Source organism: Vallitalea pronyensis (assembly GCF_018141445.1).
Classification (GTDB): domain Bacteria; phylum Bacillota; class Clostridia; order Lachnospirales; family Vallitaleaceae; genus Vallitalea; species Vallitalea pronyensis.
The window spans coordinates 5,247,959-5,270,090 of the sequence record NZ_CP058649.1 but is presented as its reverse complement, the minus strand read 5'-3'; the positions used below and the strand labels follow the sequence as shown (position 1 = coordinate 5,270,090).

Genomic DNA, 22,132 nt, shown 5'->3' with positions numbered 1-22,132 from the left:
TATAATAGTAGCAGACCACGGATAAGGCAAGTGACGATTATCATGAGATTAAAAATTGTTGGTTTCTGTTATCATAAAATACCATCTGCGGTATTAGCCATTATTAAGCCCATGGAAGTATTACAGAAGGAGCAATTGGTTGATTTTTTGTATGCCAATAGCATGGAGGTTACCCATGAGGTTATCGACACAGCAGATGTGATTATTTGCATACGAGGAGCTGAGCCTATTGATTTACAGTGGGTACAAAGAGCAAAAGAAAAGGGAAAAAAAGTGGTATATTACCTAGATGATGATGTATTGAATCTCAATGCATATGTTTATACGTATAATAAATCTTACTTCCAACGTGAAGACATCAAAAAGAATGTCAAAAACATCATGAGAAGTTGTGATATTTTGTGGACATCCAATCAGCGGATTATCAATAAATATAAAGCCTACTTTAATAGGGCTTATGTAATGAAAGCCCCTGCTTTACTCTTAACACCACAAAAAGTAGAAAAAGAACCGATTAAACCCATCACCATAGGATTTGCAGGTGGAATAGACCACCGAGAGTTCTATGAAAGGATGCTTTGTCAACCCATACAACAATTGTTGTCACACTATTCTAATCAGGTAAAGTTTGAGATATTTGGCTTTCAGACCTATTTACTCTACCACCTGCCTATAACAACGTATCCTTATATTGAAGATTATGAAGATTATATGCTGAAAATGAAATCCTTCCATTGGGACATAGCTGTTGCACCATTGCCGGATACGCCTTTTCACGCATGTAAACACTTTAATAAATATTTGGAGTATGGGGCATTAAATATTCCAGGTATTTATTCTAATGTGCCACCTTATAATGATGTTATTGAAGATGGGGTTAATGGTTTACTGGTTGATAATACAGAAAAAGATTGGTTAAGTGGATTAAGACGATTGATTGACAATAAAGGGGAATGTGGAGAAATCGGAGAAAAAGCATACAATCATATAAAAGCACAATATCATGTCAGCTTAGTTGCCAAAGATATGTACCGCAAATTACATCTTGTATTTCGCCAGGAGTAGAGGGGGGCATATATGGATCAGAGAAGAATGGCTTTTATTACTTGTGTGAATCAAGAGGTATTGTATCAAAAGTCTCTAAAGTTTATTAACCGGTTAGAAGTACCTGAAGATATTCAAATAGAATGCATACCCATTAAAAATGCTCCAAGCTTAACCAAGGGGTATAATAAAGGTATGCAACAAACCCAAGCAAAATACAAAGTATATCTTCATCAAGATGTGTCTATTTTACATAAAGGTTTCATTAAGGATATCGTAACATTATTTCAAATGCATGAAGAAATAGGTATGCTTGGGGTCATTGGAGCAAGGACACTGCCCTCCGATGGGGTCTGGTGGAAAACCTATCATGGTGCAGGGAAAGTATACGATAACCATTCAGGAAAAATGGGGATGATTAATTTTCAAGATGACAAAAAGTCCATTGAGCATGTCGCATGTGTTGATGGGCTGCTTATGGCGACACAATACGATCTTCCATGGCAAGAAAAACTATTTGACGGGTGGCATTTTTACGATATTTCTCAATGCTTCGATTTTCAAAAAGCGGGTTATAAAGTAGCGGTACCCTATCAGCATATGCCATGGTGTGTTCATGATTGTGGCATCGTTAATCTAGATGGTTATGACCATTATCGGAAGATTTTTCTTAAAAACTTTTTAAAAACCCAATAAAAGGGAGGTCATCTATGGTTTGCTTTAGCTTTATCTTTTTATGCTATAACCATTGGCAATATACCAAGGAAGCTGTTGAAACCTTGTTGGCATCGTTGGAAGCATCTATCTATTATAAGGGGATCGAACTTATATTGATTGATAATGGTTCCACAGATGAAACCCCTCTGGGGATAGAAAAGCTAAAGACTAAATACACATCACCTTATCTAAGGATTAAGGCTGTCCATGTGAAAGAAAACATGGGTTATCCTATAGGCGTTAATATAGGGTTAAGTCATTGTAGTGGACGGTACGTAGCCATTATGAATAATGACCTTATTTTTATAAAAGGTTGGTTTAGTGCCATCATTCAGCTATTGGAACACAATCCGGCAATTGGTGTAGCTGTGCCACACCTATCCTATGGATCAGGGGTGCAGCATGTGGGGGTATATCTTGAAGACAGAGACACCATACAAGCATATGGTCAGCGCTATATGCTTAAAAACCATGGGAAGAATACGTATCTTGATCGAGGCATCGGCGCTTGTATGGTCATGAAAAAGACCGTTATAGATAAAGTAGGGGGTAACGATATCTGGTATGGTATTGGCCACTACGATGATGATGATTGGTCCCTTCGAATACGTATCGCTGGGTTTAAGATTGTTGCCGTAGGTGGTTCCTTTGTTTATCATCAAGGTAGTAAAACCTTCCAAGCATACTACCCAGAACAATCCCACTATGTCAAAATGAATCAAAGAAAATTCTATCAAAAATGGGGGCTAAAGAAAGACAGGATACGTGATGATATGTATGTGGATCGTCAATGGCTCATTGAAAAAACAAGGTATCAAAAAGCAGATCATTACATACCCATTAAGTACATAGCTGATAAACCATCTGAGTCTTATCAGCGAAGAGGCATTTTATGGGTAGCTGATTGGACATACAAGCATTCTGGCTGGATCCAGTCGTTAGACCATTTTCACCCTATGACAAATGACAAGGATAAATTATATGTCTGGATTCCTTCCAGGTATTATGAAGATGATGTTAAGCAGTATGTCTATGATAGAATTTTATTACATAGGCGTAAGAAAAACATGGAACATGTCATTTTTCTTCACCAAAACATGAAGTCATTAACGCTCTTAAACTTTATCAAGAGGTTTTCTTATGTGATACCCATAGAAAGAGATTTTATTAATCAGTACATACTGTACTTGTTTAAAAATAGGTAGCTAAAATATAACCAACCTTACGAGAGTTTCATATACTAAATTAAGGAGGTGAATTTTGTGAAGGATAAGAAGACTTGTTCGAGTAATAATCATGGTGGAAAGCATTATCAGACACCATGCTGTAAACATGTAAGTAAAAAATGTGATAAATATATTGATGTGGATGATTTGTATTTAAATGATATATTATTTAAATGTCGAGAAGTAGAAGATGAAAATGGATGTTTGATATGCGAGCCGGTTAAACTATGCATTAAGGGGCAAAAAGGCAAACGAGGACCAACAGGGCCAACAGGGCCAAAGGGACCAAGAGGGAAAAAAGGGCCAAAAGGATCAAGGGGACCTAAAGGAGATACAGGCGAAACGGGTGAAAAAGGTGATACAGGAGCAACAGGTGATACGGGACCGACAGGACCAAAAGGCGATACAGGACCAAGAGGACCAAGGGGACCGAAAGGTAATACAGGCGATACAGGACCAATGGGATCAAAAGGTGACACAGGTGATACAGGGCCAAGGGGTCCAGTTGGACCAAAAGGTGACACAGGTGATACAGGGCCAAGAGGTCCAGTTGGACCAAAAGGTGACACAGGTGATACAGGGCCAAGAGGTCCAGTTGGGCCAAAAGGTGACACAGGCGATACAGGGCCAAGAGGTCCAAGGGGACCGAAAGGTGACACAGGTGATACAGGACCAAGAGGTCCAAAAGGTGACACAGGCGATACAGGACCAATGGGACCAAAAGGCGATACAGGTGATACAGGGCCAAGAGGTCCAAGAGGTCCAAGAGGAGCAAAAGGTGACACAGGCGATACGGGACCAATAGGGCCAGTTGGACCAAAAGGTGACACAGGTGATACAGGGCCAAGAGGTCCAAGAGGACCAAGGGGACAAAAAGGTGATACAGGTGATACAGGACCACCAGGAGCAGGTTCATGTGTATGTTGTATAAAACCATGGGATATGTTTATTGATAACTTAATTCATTTAGGCATATGCACAGTTGATTTTTCAACGACAACACAAGCGCAACAATCCGATCAGAGTCCATTGGGTCCAGTTATTAATCACATTGCAGATATAGGTGATTTTATTGTACCTATATCACAACTTGTAGGTTTTAAGTTTACTGTAGACGCTACTGTTATATCGGACGACGATATTAACAACGGGTTGACACCTCCACCATGCCCACCTATCTCAGGTGAATGCAGCTGCAATGAAGCGCCACTTCGAGAAAAGTTAATGGAATTACAACCTTTAACAGGTGTTAATATCAATACATTAGGTAATGGAGCTTTTGCCAATATACAGAACCTTACCATTACTGGCGTTGGTTTAGGTATTGTGGTAGTAAAACCGCCTGCGGTATGCAACTTGCAAGATTACTATACCCTATCAATATGTCATATAGCAGATGTTGAAATACTCAATCTTCTAATGTAGATAAATGAGGACGCTTAAGCGTCCTTTTTTGTCCCAAGACACGATGTAGGATATGATCCATAATGGGATAGTAACGCTTTATTAATATACCATAATTATGTTATGATATGGATGACTTTATTTCTAAGGATTTAAGGGGGTTGTCATATATGGACATTAAAAAAGGTATGGTATTCGCTTTTGTCCTATTAGTAGGTTTGTGTACGGGATGTAAAAATAACCATTTGGGTGAATCGGATATTACTTATAGGGTACAAGAGCAAAAAAGTAAACCTATACTCAGTGGTCCACTTAGAACCGTATCATTGGATGGATCACTGGATGGCAGGTTGGATCGTATTGAAAACCCCAGTTGGTCCAAAGACTTAACGCCTGTTGTTTTAGATTGGTTTATCGCTTATGACTGGTTTGATAAAACATTTGATCCTGACAACAATTGGGGGGATAAGAAGCTCTTAACACATACAGGAATTACACTTCATGTTAGGTGTGGTAGCGTGGAAGAATTGAATACAATTATTGCCAGTGGTTCATTACCCGATTTAATTACATACGATGTAAATTCAAGTATTATCAACAAATTGGAAAAAGATAATATGCTGTATCCTCTTGATGAGCTTATGGAACACTATGCACCAGACATGGATGTGATGCCTTCTATGATGGAATGGTATCGGGCGGAAGACGGTCATTGGTACCGATTTGTTAGCTTTTTCATCGGTACAGAAAGAATTAATAAAGCCTATGGAGGTAATTATCGTTCTTTTAATGGGAATTGGGCACGTGAGGATATTCTTAAGCAAATTGGCATGACCAAGGAAGATATGTACACCAAAGAAGGTTTCATAAGTGCCCTAGAAAAAGTTCGAGATTTAGATATACACTATAACGGGAATCCTGTGACACCGTTTATGCTTGATGTTTGGCATGATGCGGCGGTTGAACGTTTTGCAGAACAGTTTGGAGCAGATTTGGAAGATGAAAACGGTAATTGGGTGAATATCATGAAAACGCCTGAATATTTAGAGGCGTTACTATTCTTGAATGACATGTATAATAAAGGCTTATATAGTGATGAAGAATTCACCATGGATAAGGTGCAAAAAGATGCAAAATTAGCGTCAGGCAGAGTATTTGCGTTAAATGGATGGGTAACCAATAATATAGGAAGCAGGCGTTTATGGATAGCTGATGAAACGGCAAAGATGGTATATGTAGGTGTCATACAAGGTGGTAAGTCCGGCAAAAAACCCATTATTAGGACAACGAACTCATTGGGTTGGAGCGCCACAGTTCTTACAAAAGATTGTGAACATCCTATACGTGGCGTACGGTTATTATCATACTTATCTCAAGAAGAACTCATGCTGGATAATACATATGGAACGGGAACTTATCAAGTGATTAACGGTGAAGCCATTAGAGACCCAGAAAAAGTGGAAGAAGAAATGAAAGACCCCAAAGCATTTTATGACAAATATACCTTGAATCTAGGTTTACTCCTTGATAGGAATGTAGCCTATCGGTATCGAAAGGAACCAGAAAATTGGTTTGAAAAAGAGAAGTTAATGGCATTAACTCAACCAGATGCCACAGTATGCATAGATAAGCCCTTTAGTGCCCTTATACCTGAAGTTGGTACAGAGTTATCCATGATATACGAACGATTAAGGGCTCATAGGAATCAAAGATTACCCCTTATTATGATGGCAGTGGATGAAAAAGAATGTGTAGCATTGTATAAAGAGCTTATAAAAGAAATGGACGACATGGGTATGGTTGCTTTAGATACATACAGGAATCAGCTATTTCAGGAAAATAAGAAAAAAATGGGTATGATGTATGCTTGGCCAAGAAATCAAAAAATAGAAGAATGTATCCCTCATTAATGGAATAAGCGTGACGGGAATGGTAAGAAAAGTAATAAGTAAAGGAATTAGCACTGACGATAGCAAAAATTGGTATGATATACCAATTTCTGCTATCGTTTTTTTAAACATTATATTGCTTAATATAGACATGGGTTTTCAACGGAGGTAGCCTTTCCAAGGTTATCTCACTTAAATTTTAAGGTGAAGGAGGAACACATGAAAACAAAAAAAGGTATAAGGCATCAAACCATTCGATTATTATCTCTTGGTGTGTTGCTGTTTAACATGTTAACAACGATAGGTGGTTATCCGGTATATGCAGAAGATATAGACGATAACACCAAGTATGAGTTACCTGAAGAGATTCGCATTAATAAGCAGGACTTTGATACCATACCCAATGTTATAGCCAAATATGAAGGGATTAACCCTAATAGAGTTGCTTACATTGAGCGGGTTAATGGTGAAAAAAGAATACAACGTATTAATTTCATTGATTATGAGGATGATCATGTCCAGATTAACGGGGAAATGACTTTTGATATACCTGAAGAAGTTGCCAAAGTAGCAAGATTTTTCAAAGACTTTCGCTTTGAAGGTGAAGTTGCTTCGGATATGAAGCTATCCTTAATTAATCCTAATGGTGAATCCTTTACATGGCAGATTTTACCAGGACATGTGTGGCATGATGGTATAACAGGTCTTCCTAACACTTATACCAAGACGGGTTGGATATCAAGTCAAAATACAGGCTTAATGGAGCCATGGCAGATAAAAGATAGTGATGGACATATCATTTATGATGGTTACAAGCTGGTTATTCACGGTACAGGAAAATTAAAAGATATCTATATATGGGAAGAAGATGGCGTTATGCCAACGTATGACATCACCGGTTATACGATCATGGGTGCCGATAAGCCGTGGATTGATGATGTAAAGATTACAGTCGATGCAACAAAGAATTTATCGGTTAATGGTGTGAATAAACTGGATGAACGTAAGTTTAAAAGGTACCACGTCAATAGCGGTCCCATCGGTTTAGAAAGTAATGATACATCCTACAATGTATTGGACCAAGCCTATCATTCCATTACAACACAGAATGGTTTTCTTCCAGGTCGAGGAGCCTTTCACTTTAATTTACTTGAAAGATATATGGGCATGGTAGAAGATGCTGAAAAACCAGGGTATGCGGATTATTCAGTATTTAACGAAAGGTTTGCTCCCAATAGGGATTTAGCTCATAAATATGATACCTTATATCCGACAATCGGCAATGACTATGTGGTGACTACAGACGGTTGGCCTACATGGCAAGCAGTCAATCCAAAGGATATACACGTTGCAGCACCACGTTTAGATAGGTTCGAGGAAGCAGCAGAACTGACAGGCAAGCTGGTAGCTGGCTTTCATACCAAATTTTATAACAGAGGTCCTAAATATCTGGAAGTTAAAAATGAATCCACCATTTCAGTGGAATGGCCATATTTAAATACCCATCCAGATAAAGCATGGGATTATCTAGCTGATTTTCATAATCAAGTAGCCGCAGCCATTAAGAAAGAATCACCTGAAACATTAGTAGGCGGTCCTTCAAGTGCATTCATGTACCTTGAAAAAGACGATTTTGATGAAGCCAAAAAACAATTGGCATTTATGGATGCAACCAAAGAAAGTCTTGACTATTACAGTCATCATTTCTATGAAAATGGACCCATGCTCATTCATGAACGGGATAACAATCCCGATGGATTTTTAGCTGGCCGATTAGAAGCTGTATTTGAATTGTTGAACAATCATATGGTACTAACAGATAATGTAAAACCCATTTTAATTACGGAAGAAGGGACATATAATAATGGAGGTACGCCTATTGATTATTTCAAAAAATTAAGAACCTATAATGGTTATATGCTGAGGTTTATCAACATGTCGGATACCATTGATATGATTACACCTTATGTGTACCCAATCATCAATTGGCGACCTAATTCTAATGGTACATTCTATCGGTACAATGATAGCCAAACAGGGTTGGCTGGTACCACACCCCTCATGTATTACTTGGATATATGGAAAGATTATAGAGGTGCTTTCCTTCCTGTTGAATCGGATAATCACCAAGTATATACCCATGCTGTACAACACGGTCGTAAGATATACGTTGCCGTACAAAATCTAAATGCTGCCCGCGCCTATATCAACCTAAACATTGAAACAGGTAAAGCCAATATTGTCGATGTGAAAAGGAAACGTACTTTTTTAGAATTAGGCGAGTTGACTCATGAAGAAATTACAGTAAAAGATATAAAACGTGTACCCATGCGAGTGGAAGAGATGACAATATTTGAAATCACGCTGGACAAAGAACCCAAATTCTCAAATACATTGCACCGGGACACTTACTATGGTGATAAAACTTTAGTTAAAACGGGTCTGAAGCCAGCAGACTTTACCATAACGTGTGACGTAAAAAATCTAGAGGGGTCAATGCTTCGTATCGGATTCGGTAAGACGGGTTATGGCTTTACAAAAGATATGACGATTCATGTTAATGGAATCGAATATAGAAAAGACCTATCGTTTACCCATAAAGAAGGTGATTTCTTTGGCTATGTGGATATCAAACTCAACAAGCAAATCATCAAAGATAAAAATGATATCACGGTATCCATACCAGAAGAAGGTGGCTACATTTCCAATATTACACTATACAATGATTATTTAGGGAGGAAGCCTAAACGTTATAATACCAACAGACTTAAACATTGTATTAAAAAAGCTAAGGCTGACATGAATAGTGTTGCAATTTCTACAGACAACGGAAATGACCTTGAAGAAGGTATCCTTTGGGTAACCCAAGAAGTGAAAGACACCTACCAATATGTGATTGAATCTGCTGAAATAGCATTGGATGATCCTGTAGCAACACGACATGACGTTGATCAAATCATGGATGATTTGTTACTGGCTGGTCAAATGTTTAGATTGAATACCAAGGAAGCACTGAACAAATAAATGAATGTTGAAGCTTAAAGACTTCTATATGACAAAATTAAGGAGAATAAGTGATGAAAAAGCATAATTTTAGAAGTATATTAGCTCTATTATTAGTTGCTATGATGGTTATTGGAAGTTTCACAGGCTGTGGTAACGCAGCAGATGAAACCGAGGATACTTCCAGTGAAGATTCGAATGTGGTCAAAGACAGTGACAAAGATGATGATAAGGATTCCCAATCAACACAAACAAGTCAATCAAGGGAGAACACCATTCAATTTCCACTTGAAGAACAGGTAACATTGACATGTTTTGTACATACAAGGCCTTTTGTTGATGATTTTGATAATAACCCTATGACCAAATATATTGAAGAAAAGACCAACATTGATCTCCAATTTGAAGTGGTAAACGGTCCAGAAGCAGAACAGAAATTGAATCTAGCCTTATCGACAGGAACGTATCCTGATATCATTTTAGTGTCACAATTGACTAAAGCCCTTCAAAATCTCTATGGTGAGCAAGGCATATTGCTGCCAATGGATGAATTAATGAAAGATAATGGTAAGCAGGCAAAAGCAGTACTTGAAAAGTATCCGGATATTGAAGCATTCTACACAGCTAAAGATGGCCATCTCTATAATCTGCCTCGGATATACGATGTGACTTATAGTAAATGTTTGGAAAAAGTATGGATTTATAAACCTTGGTTGGATAAGTTAAATCTTGATTTACCCACGACCACTGAAGAATTCTATCAAGTCCTTAAGGCGTTCAAGGAACAGGATCCTAATGGTAACGGTAAACCCGATGAAATTCCAATGGCTGGTACAGAAACAAGCTGGGCAGCAGGTGTTCGTAACTTCCTAATGAATGCCTTTGTCTATTACCCTCAGAGTCAGGGAGGTGCTAGTTACTTATACGTTGACAATGGAAAAGTTATCGCATCATATCTTCAAGATGGCTACAAAGAAGGTATCAAATATATGAGGAAACTAGTAGATGAAGGGCTCCTTTCAACGGAAAGTTTTACTCAAGATTCAGAAGGCTTCAAACGCATGGGTGAGAACCCAGAGGATGTTATATTGGGATGTTTTCCAGGAGGATTTCAAGGTGTTGCTCTTGACATGACAGGTGATCGCTGGAAAGATTATGTAGCTGTTGAGCCTCTTCAAGGTCCACAAGGCGTGCGGTATACAAAATATGCCCCAGATAGCATTTATCTTTCTGGTTTTAGTATTACGGATAAATGTGAACACCCAGACATCGCTATGGCTTTAGCTGACTTTCTCTATAGTGAAGAACTATCAATCTTTAACTTTGATGGTGCCCCAGACGTTGATTGGAAGTACGTACAAGATGAATCCAAACTTGGTATCAACGGTGAGCCAGCAGTATTTGAAAGACTTCATGCATTGGAAGAAAACCAACATAACTTCTCATGGTCACAACTTGGTAATGCTGCTTATGTTGCAGAATCCATGTATACGGATGATCCTGAAAACATTCAAGTGATGCTGTATAAAGAAACAAAAAAGAAATACCTACCACATATTCCTCCAATGGATATGATTCTTAAGCAGTATATTTACTCAGAAGAAGAGTCAGCGGATATGATGATTTATGCGACAGCCATCAATGCATTCTTAGACCAGATGAGTGCGGCTTATATTCTTGGTGACCATATGGATTGGGAAAACTTTGAAAAGGAACTGATGAATATGGGCGTTCAATCCTATATAGACATTTTCCAAAGGGCATATGATAAAAATAACTAATACCATCAATAATTAAGATACCTGATAGAGAGGCTATGGTTTAAAAGCGATGTTATGGCTAGAGATTTTTAGATATGACGTGAGCTTTTAAACCATAGCCTCAAATGATGATGACGTAAAGGAGTATGTATGAAAAATTGCAAGATGAAAAATTGGAGAAAATCCATGAAAAAGAATTGGCAGTTATATGTACTGCTCATTATACCCGTAGCGTATTTGCTTGTATTTAGATTTGCACCCATGTTGGGTTTGCAAATTGTATTCAAGGACTTTAAGGCCAGACTTGGCATATTTGGCAGTCCATGGTGTGATCCTGCTTTCAAATATTTTATTAAGTTTTTTAATGATTATAATTTCGTAAGTATCATCAAGAACACGTTGGTCTTAAGTATCTATGGTTTAATTGCTGGCTTTCCGCTGCCAATTATTTTAGCATTATCGTTGCACTATACAAGGCAAAAAATGATTAAAAAAACCATTCAGATGATAACCTATGCTCCTTATTTTATTTCGGTTGTGGTGATTGTTGGTTTGCTAAGACAATTCTTTCAGGTTAGGGGAGGGTTTGTGAATCAAATGATCCAGATTCTAGGTTTTGAGAGCATTGACTTTTTTGCTAATGCGTCTTCATTCCCACACATGTATGTTTGGTCTGGCATTTGGCAAGGTATTGGCTTTGGTTCCATTATTTACATTGCCGCTCTAGCAGGGGTTGACCCATCGCTTCATGAAGCTGCTGTGGTGGATGGTGCAACGAAGTTACAGAGAATTCGCCATATTGATATACCAAGCATTATGCCCACTGCCGTTACATTGTTAATTCTATCTACGGGCCAGATTCTAAATATCGGTTTTGAAAAGGTACTGTTGATGCAAAATAGTATCAATACGGTGGCGTCAGAAGTTATATCCACATATGTCTATAAAACGTCATTTGAATCCCCTGTACCCCAATATTCTTATTCGACGGCTATCAATCTTTTTCAGTCACTTATTGGTATCATACTGATTCTGATTGTTAACAAGATTGCACAGAAGTATTCAGAATCCAGTTTATTCTAAATAAGTGAAGGAGATGATGTTATTGCTTACCATAAAAAACGGCGTAAATAAAAAGAAAAAAATACATAGTGATGGTGTGTTTACGGTAGTTAATTATATCATACTGTTTATGATTTTTATTATTGTGGCCTATCCACTTGTCTATGTCATCAGTGCATCTTTCAGTTCGTCTGATGCTATCATACAAGGGCGAGTCAAGTTATTGCCTGTTGATTTCTCATTAGCAGGATATGAAGCTGTCTTTAGTAATAAATCTGTATGGATGGGCTATGCCAATTCCTTTTTTTATATGATTGTTGGCACCACATTAAATGTCATAACCACCATTATGATAGCTTACCCCTTGACCAGAAAGGATCTCATTGGTAGAAAGCTTGTCATTGGTATGCTTTTATTTACCATGCTGTTTAATGCTGGATTGATTCCAAACTACTTAACCATTGATTACTTAGGTCTTATGGATAAAAGGCTCGTTATGATTTTACCTAAACTGTTGAATCCATTTAATGTGATCATTACCATGACCTATTTCAAACAGACGATACCTAAGGAGCTGTTAGAGGCTTCCATTATTGATGGCTGTGACAACTTCAAATTCATCACCAAGATTGTGGTACCATTGTCCAAATCCATTATTGCAGTCATCAGTCTGTATTATGCAGTGGCCCATTGGAATGCTTATTTTGATGCCATGCTGTACTTAAAGTCTGTTGCATTAAGACCATTACAATTGGTATTAAGGGATATTCTCATTCAGAATCAGATGTCCGCTGAAATGATGAGTACCATGGACCCTGACTCTTTACAAGTGCAAGAAAACTTAGCTGTTTTACTCAAATATTCACTGATCATTATAGCCAGCATACCATTAATGATACTCTATCCATTTGTTCAAAAACATTTTGTTAAAGGGGTCATGATTGGTTCGGTTAAAGGTTAATGACACCATTCATTAAGAGGAGGAATTAAGGATGAAAAAGAAAAGTGCTGCTTCAAAAAGGGCATCCCAGTATCCTAATCGAGATGATTCTTGGTTATGTACATTCAAGTATATGCCTGTTTCAGGTATAGGACTTGAGGAAGGGGTGCATAGAAGGGACCCTAATAGTATCATTAAAGTTAATGAGAAATATTATGTATACTATACCAAGTCAGTAGGTCCTTCTTTTAGAAACGAGAAAGATGAAAGTTGGAAGTACATTTCCATATAATTATCCACCACATCTTTTTAAATCATAGGTTTTTTAGATAGGGATCTTAAAACGTATGATGGTTCCTTGATTTATTTTACTTTCCACAACAAGACGATAATCCTCACCAAAGAAAAGGCGTAGACGGTTGTTAATGTTGGCCAGTCCAATACTGCCTTTGGAGGTTTTATTGCCACTTATAGGGGCATTCAGATTAGCGTTAAGTGTGGTGACCTTTTGTGGCTCCATGCCCAAGCCATTGTCTGTTACAATAAACAGAATATCATGGTTAACCCTGCTGGCTGTAATGGTTATTTTAAGTTCGGGATGATGTCTATTAAGACCATGTTGAATACTGTTTTCAATAATGGGTTGAAAGATAAAGCGTATGATTTTGGCTGAATAGATATCATATGGTATTAATACATGACAGCGTATTAATGGGTATCGAATTTTTTGAATGCTTAGATAGCTATTCATATGATTCGTTTCTTCCTTAACGGAAGTGAAGTATTCCTTACCTGCAAGATTATAACGCAGCATTCGTGCAAAATCACCCATAGCGTCAGATTCTTCATAGTGGCCATATAGCTCCATTTGAGACGAAAAGATTTCAAGGGTGTTGTAGATGAAGTGAGGATTGATTTGGTTCTGTAAGGCAAAAATCTGGGTTTCCTTGCCTATGGTTTCCTGTTCAACAGTCCGCTTAACAAGCTTTTTAATACCATCAAGAAGCATGTTAATGTTTTGAGAGAGTTTTGTAATCTCATCATTCCCCTTTATAGGCAGTCTTTGACTAAAATCATGTTGTATGGAATCATTCATGCGATATAAACAACTGTTAATACGATTGGTCATTTTATAGATCTCATAGAGCATTAAAGAACTGGCCATGAGCAGGATGGAGAAAATAATCAGCTGATAAAATGTCATAAACGTTGACGGTGTTTCTGCATCTGTTACAATGATGATGTCATAGGGCAGGTGGTCAATGCTGCTTCTAGAATAAGCAATGTTATCAAGGACACCTGATTGCCCCTTGAATACTTTCTTCTGAAGGTTTTCATTGGATAATGAGGAATGATTAATGATTTTGATGGAACCTATTTGGAAAAGTTTATGGCTTTCATGGATACCAAAGAATTCTGTTTCAGGTAAGCGCATAACTACCAATGCAGTAAGTTTTTTATAGTTGGTAAGTTTATGAAGCATAATGATATGATTTTTGGCTTTTAGAAAGTCGTCGTGAGACGCTGTATCCAAGAAGCGTGAGGCATGTTCAATGGCAGTCATATCTTTTGAATGCATAAAATCGTTAATGATTTTGTTGGTGCTGATATAGTGAATGGGGTAGATGGTACAGTGGCCTTCTGGTATGGTTTCATTGGTGACATAGAGACGTATAGAACTTCGATAATAAATACCTGCATATCCCTTAAAGTAGGCAATAACCGTTGAATTGTAGTTTTCAAAATCAAGCCTTGGTTTATAGACGGTATTTAGAAATACAGTTAAAGGATTATAGGAAGAAAGTGAAGTGAGCATATCCAATTTTTGATGAATATAGGCTTCAACTGTTGTCTGGTAACGGAGAGAAAGCTCGGTGGATGTGGATATAGCAATCCTTCGATTCTGTTCTCGGATGTTAAAAAAAAGTATAGAGGTGATGATGGTGACAGGTAAATAGATAAAAAGAATGAAGTAGGTTAGAATGCGTCTATAAATGGTATTTTGTTTTAAAATCATGGTATCACCTTTTTTAAAACATCGTAACAAAGAACATAGGGATTGTAAATGTCTATTTTTATGATTTGGTATATAATTTGAACTATAAATCGGAACGAATGGGAAGGTTGATAGAGATGGGGAATATCCGAATATTAATTGTAGATGATGAGGAACTGATTTGTAGAAATGTCTGCTCGAAAATTAAGCGGTTAAATAATCCGTGTAACTATATCACCTATGTAGCAGGCAGTGTTAATGAAGCCATGATAAAATATAGGGACATAAAACCTGACGTTGTCATTACAGATATATGCATGCCTGAGGGCAGTGGTTTAATTCTTGCTGAAAAAATAAGAAAAATGGACAAATACGTTATTCTATTTGTGCTCAGTGGATTTGATGATTTTAGCTATGTAAGGAAAGCCTTTTTACTTGGGGTTAATGATTACCTTCTAAAACCATTGTATCTATCAGAATTGGATCAAAAACTCTCCAATCAGCTAAAAAAACAGCAGGATATATCCAAAAAAAATAGAAACACAGAAAATGGTAAAAGTCTTCTTTCTATCATTGATCAATACATTGAAGAAAATATGAGTCGAACGATTTCTATGCAGGAAGCAGCCAATAAGGTCAATCTAAGTTATCATTATTTTAGTAAAATGTTTAAAGAGAATGCAGGCCTATCGTTTACCAAGTATGTCAATGAAAGAAAGATGATGATAGCCAAAGAGCTGGTGACTGATCCAACCATACGTATTAATGAGATTGCTTATAAGCTAGGTTTTAAGGAATCCAATCATTTTTCAAGAGCTTTTAAAAAGACATATGGCCTATACCCTACTGTCTTTAGAGAAAAGCATTTGGATGATACAGATGGGTGGCATCATTCATGAAATGTGCATATGAGCAAAACATTTTTAAGAAGCATCTAGGCCTATAAAAGGCTTCAGATGCTTTCCTTGATGAAACGTAATGAATATTGACAATTCCCTATTTGTCATGTACCATCAAGAGTATCTTTATTCATTCTTGGACATGGATAAACTTAGGAGGATGACAAAATGAAGGATTTTTTTCTTAACAAAAAATTTCTTTTACGGGTCTATTTACTTATCATTACGTTAACCACCCTCATTTTTATCTTTTTTTCTATAAGTGTATATATGGGTATAAAGGACAGAACCATTTCCAATGAATACAAAAAAACCCAGATTATGTCCAAACAGATAGAGTATAACATTAATGAGTTACTCAAATCCATTAAAAAAACCGCTCGTGCCCTCTATGTAGATTATAACGTTAAGGAATTATTAACGCTTCAGCGTGAAGACGAGATTTATGATATTATACGTTTGAAAATGAAATTGGACAATTATGTCCATGTCAACGACAGCATTCATTCCATACAAGTCTATAACTCATTCACAAAGAATACCTATTCAACCTTTCGACATCTGCTCTATAACGATCTGAGTATGGAATCCTTAATCTACCCCATTGATAATGAAAAGCGGGATATGTTAATAGAACGTAAGTTCTATCTCAATGAAACCGAAAAGAATGACCAATATCTCCATGTTTTTTCGTATGTCATCTATGATGATACGTATATGAAGGAAGGTATACCTTCTGCCTTGGTTGTCAATGTATCATCAGATTGGATTATGAATAATATTAGTCGCATTAATCACTTATCACACGCTAATGATGCTAAGATTTTCTTAATCAATGACAAGAAACATGTTATTGCTTCCCAAGAATATACGGACGAACAGCTGGCACTGTATCAAGGGATAACACAAGACGCTTTTGTTGAAAGCGAAACACCAGCATGTTTTGAAAAGACTTATAACCATAAGAAGTATCTTGTTTTTTATGACCCGATACCAGAAGAAAATTGGACACTGGTATGGATACAACCCTATCATAATCTTCAAATTGTTTTACAATCCATACGCTATAGTATCCTGGTGTTAACCATTGTTTTTCTTATTGTGGGTCTTATCATTGCCTTTTTTGTATCGGACAAGATATATAACCCTGTTAAGATGCTTTTGGAAGGTCTCAGCACCAAATACAATGTGGATACCAATCATTCAAGAGATGAATTTTTCTTGTTAAACCAGATTTACAGTGAAGCATTCAATCAACTAAAGTCCTATCAGAAAGAGTCGATATCTAAGAAAAATATTTTACATAACTATTATCTCAAAAAAATGATCACACAAAGTGAGCAGATTAAAGACAGCGAATGGGATAAGGTAAGCGGTGAAATCCCATTGGATGTGCATAAAACGCTATGTCTCATACTCATTCGTATTGATAACTTTAAGCAATTTGAACAGAAGAATAACTTACATGACCGTCATCTGTTAAAGTTTGCCATTATTAATGTTGTCAGTGAAGTACTGAACAGACAATTCATATGTGATGGTATCGACTTAAAAGATGACCAAGCCATTATCTTAATGAATACGTCAGATGATTATACAGAAGATACTGTGGCATCATTGCTTGTTGAAGCCCAGGCTTTCATAGAAAAACACATAGAATTATCAATATCCTTTACGATCAGTGAGCCATGGGCAGGTAAATCATTGATAACAAAGCATTATTTAAAAGCACTACTGGATTCTAATAGGCGCTATATTTTAGGCAGAGGCGCTATGATAACATCATCAGAAGAGTCTCTTAAGGTTAAAGAGGGAGACCAACCTCCTCTTACCCATGAAGATGAAGTCCGTATTCGTGGTCTTATCAAGACCAAGGATAAGGAAGGTCTATTTAGGGAAGTGAATCTTTTTTTCGATACAATTTCGTCTTATCCTTATACAACCATTAAGAGTTATATCGTATACTTGGTCAATGTCTTTATCAGTACATTTCAAGAGCTTCATCAATACAGTTTTTCATCCTATAAGATGGATATCGATGAGATGATTTATAAAGTCATTGAATATGAGGTTATTGACGATGCAAAAACATGCATCTTGCACTACATTGAAAGTTATTTTATGCAACAAGAAAATCATGTGGCACAGCGTCATAAACTTTTGGCTGAGGCCATTAAGGAAATCATAGACACCAATTATAATGACAGCGGTTTATATACCCAGTATATAGCTAACCTTCTCAATATGTCATCCAACCACATTAGTAAAGTTTTTAAAGACACCATGCATATAAGCATTAAAGATTACATGAATGATGTACGCTTATCAAAAGCCGTTCAATTACTGCTGAATACACAATTGACCATTGACCAGATCATGTTGGAAGTAGGCATTGATAACAGAAGCTATTTCTACCGTCTCTTTAAAAAGAAATATGGTACCACACCAAGAGAATACAGTTATATTCAATCCATGAAAAACAGCAACAAGTCATGACGAAGATCAAACCCATTGTTCAAACAGTGGGTTTTTTTATGCCATTCTTGGTGGAAATAATTACATTTTCTACTTAAAAATGGCTAAATGATACAGATTTTACTTTTGTATACACCTGTTTTTAACCCGTGTATACAACCCTTGCAATTGTACACTTGCTTGCACGAAACCCTCACTGCTAAGCTATAGATAAGAAAAGACAAGGAGTGATGTCATGAGCATAAGACATAAAAAAAGGCGATCAAGAAGTGGATTCTTCAAAGACCTTGAGTTATTGTCAATGAACCTTCCCACCATATTATGGATTGTTATTTTCAGTTACATACCCATGATAGGGATTATCATAGCCTTTAAAACCTATCGTTATGATTTGGGGATTTTTGGTAGTGAGTGGGTAGGGCTTGAGAATTTTAAATTTCTATTTCGTAATGATATCATGTGGCGGATAACCCGCAACACCATCGGTATGAATGTATTATTTCTTATAGTAGGTCCATTGTTTGGGGTTACTTTTGCTATTCTGTTAAATGAAGTGTCATCTAAGTTTGTAAGGGTCTATCAAACCACCATGTTCTTTCCCCATTATTTATCTTGGGTTGTTGTCAGCTACCTATTTGTAGGTTTATTCGATATGGAGCTTGGTATACTGAATCGGATTATCGGCTTTTTTGGTGGTGAAGCAGTCATGTGGTATAACGAAGCGAAACATTGGCCGGTTATACTTGTGCTCACCAGTATATGGAAACATACCGGGTATCATGCCGTCATCTATTTTGCTGCAATCATGGGGATTAATCACGATTTTTACGAAGCCGCTAGAATTGATGGCGCTTCTAAATTACAACAGATTAGATACATTACCGTTCCCTTGCTCATGCCGACAGTGATCATGCTGACGTTAATTGGTATCGGCAATATTTTTAGAGCTGATTTTGGTATGTTTTATTTTCTAACGAAAAACTCGGGTGCCTTGTATTCAACAACGGATGTGATTGATACGTATGTCTTTAGAACCATTCGGGAATTTGGACAAATGCATATTGGTACAGCTGTTGGTCTTTATCAAGCCTTGGTCGGATTAATTCTAGTCACCACAACGAACTTTTTTGTTAAAAAATATGACAAAAACAGTGCACTTTATTAAGGAGGTCAAAGATGAGGAAAAAAAGATGGAGTCAAGTATGCATTCATGCCGCTTTTATAGCCTTCTGCCTTACTTGTACACTACCTGTCATTATTATTATCTCAGCGTCATTATCCGATGAATTACAGCTGGCCAAATATGGTTATGCTTTGTTACCTAGAGGCTTCAGTATGGATGCTTTTCAGTATGTTTTCCAAGACATACGTGCATTACTCCGTGCTTATGGTGTGACCTTGACCATAACGTTTTTAGGGACAATTATCAGCCTATTTATGTCATCTCTGACAGCTTATACGTTAAGTAGAAAAGATTTTAAATACCGAAATAAACTAAGCTTTTTTATCTATTTCACAGTACTGTTTCATGGGGGAATTGTACCCTACTATATTCTTGTTACCAATTACCTTAAATTAGGGGACACCATATGGGCGTTGTTTGTGCCAGCATTGATTATCCCTTGGTACATATTTTTGATGCGTGTATTCATGTCGGAAATACCTGCTTCACTCATCGAATCAGCTAAAATTGATGGGGCATCTGAATATACCATTTACTGTCGCATTATACTTCCGCTGTCTAAGCCAGCTCTAGCAACTGTTGGTTTGATGCTGGTATTAGGGTATTGGAATAACTGGTGGCTAAGTCTTTTGTTTATTGAAAGCCCCAAGCTATCCACGCTGCAATACTTACTTTATAAAATCATGTCTAATATTCAAGCGATTTTAAATGCCAATAAACATCAAATTGCAAATGTTGATGCGACATCCTTGCCAAACAATACCTTAAGGATGGCCATGGTTATTTTGGCGGCTGGACCCATGCTGTTTATTTTTCCATTTTTTCAAAAATATCTTGTAAAAGGTCTGACAGCAGGTGCAGTGAAGGAATAAGCGCTATTATACGGTGAGTAATTTCGCCACTTTATGATTATTACACATTTAGTGTATAATAATAAATATTAAGGAGGATAAGCATGAAACGAAAATTAAACAACATGTTGTCATGGTTACTATTAATTGTATTAACTGGGGTGTTATTGGCAGGTTGTGGTGCCAAGGACAACAATGAAAATGGGGAAAAAACCAATGCAAACAACGATAATGTTTCAAATGGCAGTAGTAACAATGACACAGGTTCATCCCAAAAAGAAGAACCCGTAGAACTTATATGGTACCTCATAGGTTCACCTCAAGAAGATGAGGCTTCTGTTGAAGCAGCTGTCAATGAGATTCTGTTAGAGTCCATCAATGCAACGCTAGACATGCGGGTACTTGATTGGGGAGAATATGACCAAAAAATGCAGCTTAAAATGGCTTCTGGAGAAGCATTTGATATATGTTTTTCATCTTTAGCTTGGGTTAACAAATATGTGGATGGTGTAAATAAAGGTGCCTTTCTGCCCCTTGATGATTTGTTAGCGGAACATGCACCCAACTATTATAAGATGATTCCTGAGAAATACTGGGAAGCAACCAAGATTAATGGTGATATCTATTGTGCCATCAATTATCAGACAATGGCATCCATGGGCGGCGTTTTTATGCCCAAGAAAATAGTAGATAAGTATAATTTCGATTATGAAAATGTAAAGACTGCCAAAGATTTAGAGCCGTATTTAGAAGCAATACGTGACAATGAACCGGGTATGTATCCTGCATTAACCAAAGAATGGATCACCTTCTATTACCCAGAAGGCGATACACCAATTCATGATGTAGGCGGATACCTGGCTTATAACACCACAGATTATAGCATTAAAAATGAATTCAGTGAAGAAGATATCTTTTCTGAAAATGTATTTCGATTTATGCGTGACTGGTATTTAAAAGGCTATTTTCGAAAAGATGCTGCCAGTGTGACAGAGGTTGAATCCGATTTGAAAATCATGAAGTATGGTGTTTGGCCAGGTACCTATAAACCAGGTGTTGAAGTTGAGTTATCCAACAAGTATGGTTATGAGATTGTGGCAGTACCCATGACGAAACCCGTTATTCAAACACGTTCCGTATTATCAGGAATGAATGTGATTAGCCGTACCTCAAAAAATCCAGAAAAAGCCATGGCCCTTATTGAACAGGTCAATACAAACAAAGAGCTCTATAATCTGTTAGCATTTGGTATAGAAGGTAAGCACTATCAGAAGATTGATGATCAAACCATTGAAAAGATAGAAGGCGGTGGTTATTGGAGTGGTATTGCATGGGAATTCGGTAATCAATTCAACGCCTATTACACAAAAGGTCAAAAGCCAGGTATATGGGAAGAAACCATTGCTATGAATGAAGCAGCCATATCATCACCTACTTTAGGTTTTATGTATGTTCCGTCCGAAGAAGTAAAAGCCATTGATGCCACCAATGAGACCATTCAAAAAGAATACATTGCTGGCTTAACCACTGGTACGCTAGATCCAGATAAATACTTGCCAATCCTTAGAGAAAAACTAAGAAAGAATGATCCTGATGACAAACTCATTAAGGAAGCCCAAGAACAATTGGACGCATGGTTAGCGAAGAATAAAAAATAATGAGGTTATTAAGTCACTCATTGCA

The 22,132-nt window shown here is 37.1% G+C and carries 16 protein-coding genes; 15 read left to right on the top strand and 1 reads right to left on the bottom strand.

Annotated elements, in window-relative coordinates:
- The first annotated feature begins 42 nt into the window (after window positions 1-42).
- The 10 genes from HZI73_RS21885 (at window position 43) to HZI73_RS21840 (ending at window position 13,337) form a co-directional block, all read left to right on the top strand.
- Complete coding sequence (locus HZI73_RS21885) at window positions 43-1,065, top strand: glycosyltransferase (RefSeq protein ID WP_212695478.1); 1,023 nt, start codon at window positions 43-45, stop codon at window positions 1,063-1,065.
- Between the two features lie 12 nt (window positions 1,066-1,077).
- Entirely contained in the window at window positions 1,078-1,740 is a 663-nt protein-coding gene (locus tag HZI73_RS21880) for a glycosyltransferase family protein (RefSeq protein WP_212695477.1), read from the top strand.
- A gap of 14 nt (window positions 1,741-1,754) precedes the next feature.
- Window positions 1,755-2,966 (top strand): glycosyltransferase family 2 protein, encoded by a 1,212-nt coding sequence (locus HZI73_RS21875; protein ID WP_212695476.1) that lies wholly within the window; start codon window positions 1,755-1,757, stop codon window positions 2,964-2,966.
- A 57-nt stretch (window positions 2,967-3,023) separates the two neighbouring features.
- Complete coding sequence (locus HZI73_RS26715; RefSeq protein WP_281418827.1) at window positions 3,024-4,412, top strand: collagen-like domain-containing protein; 1,389 nt, start codon at window positions 3,024-3,026, stop codon at window positions 4,410-4,412.
- A gap of 149 nt (window positions 4,413-4,561) precedes the next feature.
- Entirely contained in the window at window positions 4,562-6,301 is a 1,740-nt protein-coding gene (locus tag HZI73_RS21865) for a type 2 periplasmic-binding domain-containing protein (RefSeq protein WP_212695475.1), read from the top strand.
- Window positions 6,302-6,499: 198 nt separating this feature from the next.
- Window positions 6,500-9,304 carry a hypothetical protein gene (locus HZI73_RS21860; RefSeq protein WP_212695474.1) on the top strand — a complete coding sequence of 935 codons (2,805 nt, stop codon included), beginning with the start codon at window positions 6,500-6,502 and terminating at the stop codon, window positions 9,302-9,304.
- A gap of 53 nt (window positions 9,305-9,357) precedes the next feature.
- Window positions 9,358-11,064, top strand: coding sequence for an extracellular solute-binding protein (locus HZI73_RS21855; protein ID WP_212695473.1), 1,707 nt, complete (start codon window positions 9,358-9,360; stop codon window positions 11,062-11,064).
- 129 nt (window positions 11,065-11,193) lie between these two features.
- Window positions 11,194-12,126 carry an ABC transporter permease gene (locus tag HZI73_RS21850; protein WP_246552246.1) on the top strand — a complete coding sequence of 311 codons (933 nt, stop codon included), beginning with the start codon at window positions 11,194-11,196 and terminating at the stop codon, window positions 12,124-12,126.
- A gap of 22 nt (window positions 12,127-12,148) precedes the next feature.
- Window positions 12,149-13,066: a carbohydrate ABC transporter permease gene (locus HZI73_RS21845; protein ID WP_246552245.1), complete on the top strand. Its 918-nt coding sequence runs from the start codon at window positions 12,149-12,151 to the stop codon at window positions 13,064-13,066.
- 31 nt (window positions 13,067-13,097) lie between these two features.
- On the top strand, window positions 13,098-13,337 hold the full coding sequence (locus HZI73_RS21840) for a hypothetical protein (RefSeq protein ID WP_212695472.1): 240 nt from the start codon (window positions 13,098-13,100) through the stop codon (window positions 13,335-13,337).
- A gap of 33 nt (window positions 13,338-13,370) precedes the next feature.
- Here the strand turns inward: HZI73_RS21840 and HZI73_RS21835 are convergent, their stop codons facing one another.
- Window positions 13,371-15,062, bottom strand: a complete 1,692-nt coding sequence (locus HZI73_RS21835) for a sensor histidine kinase (RefSeq protein ID WP_212695471.1) — start codon at window positions 15,060-15,062, stop codon at window positions 13,371-13,373.
- Window positions 15,063-15,139: 77 nt separating this feature from the next.
- On the opposite strand from HZI73_RS21835, the gene HZI73_RS21830 reads away from it, so the two are divergent.
- The 5 genes from HZI73_RS21830 (at window position 15,140) to HZI73_RS21810 (ending at window position 22,107) form a co-directional block, all read left to right on the top strand.
- Window positions 15,140-15,940 carry a response regulator transcription factor gene (locus HZI73_RS21830; protein WP_212695470.1) on the top strand — a complete coding sequence of 267 codons (801 nt, stop codon included), beginning with the start codon at window positions 15,140-15,142 and terminating at the stop codon, window positions 15,938-15,940.
- A 168-nt stretch (window positions 15,941-16,108) separates the two neighbouring features.
- Window positions 16,109-18,436, top strand: coding sequence for an AraC family transcriptional regulator (locus HZI73_RS21825; protein WP_212695469.1), 2,328 nt, complete (start codon window positions 16,109-16,111; stop codon window positions 18,434-18,436).
- Between the two features lie 214 nt (window positions 18,437-18,650).
- The gene (locus tag HZI73_RS21820) at window positions 18,651-19,580 is read left to right on the top strand and encodes an ABC transporter permease (RefSeq protein WP_212695468.1); all 930 of its coding nucleotides are present in this window, start codon (window positions 18,651-18,653) and stop codon (window positions 19,578-19,580) included.
- 11 nt (window positions 19,581-19,591) lie between these two features.
- The gene (locus HZI73_RS21815) at window positions 19,592-20,470 is read left to right on the top strand and encodes a carbohydrate ABC transporter permease (RefSeq protein WP_212695467.1); all 879 of its coding nucleotides are present in this window, start codon (window positions 19,592-19,594) and stop codon (window positions 20,468-20,470) included.
- Between the two features lie 83 nt (window positions 20,471-20,553).
- The gene (locus HZI73_RS21810) at window positions 20,554-22,107 is read left to right on the top strand and encodes an ABC transporter substrate-binding protein (protein ID WP_212695466.1); all 1,554 of its coding nucleotides are present in this window, start codon (window positions 20,554-20,556) and stop codon (window positions 22,105-22,107) included.
- Window positions 22,108-22,132: the final 25 nt, after the last annotated feature.